Source organism: Streptosporangium sp. NPDC000396 (assembly GCF_042898655.1).
GTDB lineage: Bacteria > Actinomycetota > Actinomycetes > Streptosporangiales > Streptosporangiaceae > Streptosporangium.
The window spans coordinates 1-3,110 of the sequence record NZ_JBIAZA010000077.1 but is presented as its reverse complement, the minus strand read 5'-3'; the positions used below and the strand labels follow the sequence as shown (position 1 = coordinate 3,110).

Annotated in this window: 3 protein-coding genes; all 3 read right to left on the bottom strand. The window is 67.6% G+C overall.

The genetic code is table 11. The features are described 5' to 3' along the window. Positions 1-857, bottom strand: an 857-nt coding sequence (gene istB / locus ACFY2X_RS47205; RefSeq protein WP_389952003.1) for an IS21-like element helper ATPase IstB, incomplete at its 3' end; no start/stop codon positions are given. Then, positions 854-2,521, bottom strand: coding sequence for an IS21 family transposase (gene istA / locus ACFY2X_RS47200; RefSeq protein WP_389952000.1), 1,668 nt, complete (start codon positions 2,519-2,521; stop codon positions 854-856). The genes istA and istB, both read right to left, overlap by 4 nt. Positions 2,522-2,915: 394 nt before the next feature. Then, positions 2,916-3,110: hypothetical protein (locus ACFY2X_RS47195; protein WP_389951997.1), on the bottom strand; the 195-nt coding region annotated here is incomplete at its 5' end.

Here is a 3,110-nt window from a genome sequence, read left to right as displayed (position 1 = left end):
GGCCTGCCCCGACGGCACGCACGGCGCACCAACAAGATCATAAGAACCCGAAGATCACCACATCGAAAATCTCTACGGTTCGAGGGTATTGCCAGAGCCTTGGTGCGAGCCAGCCGATACGACTGGGTGCCGGTTTCGATGATGGTGCCGTCGAAGGTGAGCCGGTCGACGATGGCGGCGCAGAGGCGCGGGTCGGTGAAGGTCTTGGTCCAGCCGGAGAAGGTCTCGTTGGAGGCGATCGCGACGCTGCTTTTCTCCTCGCGTTCGGTGAGCACCTGAAACAGCAGTTCGGCGCCGCGGCGGTCGAGTTCCATGTAGCCGAGCTCGTCGATGCAGAGCAGGTCGACGCGGCCGTAGCGGTTGATGGTCTTGGTCAGCACCTTGTCGTCGGCGGCCTCGACGAGTTCGTTGGCGAGTTTGGAGGCCAGCACGTAGCGGACCTTGAAGCCGGCCATCGCCGCGGCCGAGCCCAGGCCGATCAGCAGATGGGACTTGCCGGTGCCCGAGTCGCCAATCAGACACAACGGGGCGCCTTTGCGGACCCAGTCGCAGGTGGCCAGGGTGTTGATGGTGGCGGCCTCGATGTTGGGGTTGGCGTCGTAGTCGAAGTCCTTGAGCCACTTGGGGCGGGGGAAGGCGGCGGCGCGCAGCTGACGGTCGGCCTTGCGGCGGTCACGCTCGTCGCATTCGATCATGAACAGTTCGGCCAGGAACCCGCGGTAGGTCAGCTGTTCGCGCTCGGCGCGGTCGGCGATTTCGGCGTAGTGGGCGCGCAAGGTGGGCAGGCGCAAGGCGCGGCAAGCGGCCTCGATCGCGGTTTCGGCGGCGGTTTCGGTGATGCCGCGGGTGCGGGTCATGAGGCGCTCTCCTGATCGTGCTCGTGGATGGTCGGTGCCGGGCCGCGAAGCAGCTGGTCGTAGGCGGTCACGGTGGGCAGCGGACGGGTGTCGGGGGGAAGGTCGGCCAGGCGTTTGCGGGTCAGGCTGGTCACCTGGGGGTTTTCGATGGGCAGCGGGGTGTCGGGCCCGGCCGGGCGGGCGACGCCGGGGGTAGGGCGGGCGTTTCCGGAGACGTCGGCGGCTTTGCGCGCCTCGACCGCCACCACATCAGCGGAGATGGATCCCACCGACAACGCGGCGCCGATCCCGGCGATGACGTCGGCGTCGTCCATGGTGCGGTGCAACAGCAGCACCTGGACCAGGGTGCGGGTCGCGTCGGGCTCGCCCAGCACGCGCCGGGCCGACGCCCACAAAGCTTCGTGGGCGTCGGTGAACGCGCCGCTGGCCCGGGCCGCCTCCAGAGCCACCGATCCGCGCAGCGCGCCGGGCTTGCGCATCAGGGCCTCAAGGTAATGATCCAAAACGATGGCTTCCAGGCCCTTGCCGGCCAGCCGTTCGTGCCGGATCACCTCCTGGTGGCGGTCATAGACGACCAGGTGGCCGGCGTGCAGCATGACCCGGACGGTGCGACCGATCAAGCGGATGGGAACCGAGTAGCGGTTGGTGCGCACGGTGATCTGGCTGTAGCGATCCACTCGCGGAGTCAGTGGCAAGGCGGTGGAGAAGTGCTCGGCGGGCAAAGCGCGCAGCAGCGGCGCCTCGGTCGCGAAATCCGCGGCGATGGTGCGTAGCCGGGCACCGATCCGGCGGCCGTCCTCCAACTGCTCGAAGTGCTCGATCCGGGCGTTGAGCTCGGCCAAGGTGTCCACGACGGGGACCGGGGAAAGGTAGTTGCGACGGAAGTAGCCGACCTCGCCTTCCACTCCGCCCTTCTCGTGCGCGCCCGCGATGCCGCGCTCACAGTAGAAAGCCTCGAACTGGTAATGCGAGCGAAACAGCCGCCAGCGTGGGTTCTCCACCCGGGCCCGGTCGCGAAACAGCACTTTGGTCACCGCAGCGGTGAGATTGTCGTAGCGGATCTGCCGGGTCGGGGTGCCGCCCAGCCGGGAAAAGGCCTCCACGTGTCCTTCCAGGAAGGCTTCCTGGCCGCTGGTGGAGTAGACCCGGTGGATGGCCTTGCCGGAGTAGGACATGCGGTAGACGAACAGGTAGCACTTGGTCATCCGCCCGGCCAGGTTCACCCACAGCTCACCGAAGTCGACCTCGGCTTCCTCGCCGGGCGGGTGGTGCTGGGGGATGAACACCCTGGCCGGGCCGCGGCCTTCCTCCACCCAGATCTCCGGTTTGCGCCGGGAGACGTAGTCACGCACCGTCGAGTACGACACATCGGTCACGGCGTGCTCGTCGAGCAGACGCCGGTGGATGCGCTTGACGGTGTGCCGCTGTTTGCGCGGGGCGTCCAGGTCATCGCGCAACCACTCGTCGATGATCTTCTTGAACGGTTCCAGCTGCGGCGAGCGGCGTTCTGGGGTTTTGCGTGGTGTCGGTTCGGGCTGGGTCAGCGCTTCGCGGACCAGGCGTCGGTGCACGCCGTGTTTGCGGGCCAGCGCTCGGATGCCCATGCCTTGCTGCCAGGAGTCCCGGCGAATCTGATCGAACAGTTCGATCTTGGTGAGCGCCACCAAGCCTCCCCTTGCTGCGGCGCGCGTGATCTAGCAGGTCGAGCCTGGCAGCGCAACCCTAAAGGTGGGGCCATTTCAAGCCGACATGTCGGTCTGGGATCGGATCGCTGGCAGGGGTGGGGCCAAATCAAGCCGTCCGAGTGGGGCCAGTTCAAAGCGTCATAACCAACAGGCATCGGCGCGTTGTCCTGACCTGGGGATACGCCCCTACGTTGCGGCTTATGACACCGACCCGACCGGGACGCCTTTTCGGGGCTCCGCCGCATCGTGACCTACGTCAACGACGGCCGGCCGCAGACGGGCTTGGCCTACGTTTTCGTTCCGCCGTTCCCAGGGGCCGACACCCCGGCCAACTCACCGGCTCAACGACGCGGGGCCCATCGCGGCCACCCGGTCACGATCCGCAGCCGCCACCACCGGAGCCGCCGCCGTCGCAGCCACCCCCGCCGAAGCCACCCCCGCCGGCCGGCCAACCAGAGGGAAGACCAGGGGCGCCCGACCCTCTCCGCACCGAGGGGTTACCGGTTATCAGCGACCACACCAACCAGATGACCACCCCCGCGATCGCCACCAGAAACCCGGCCGCCAC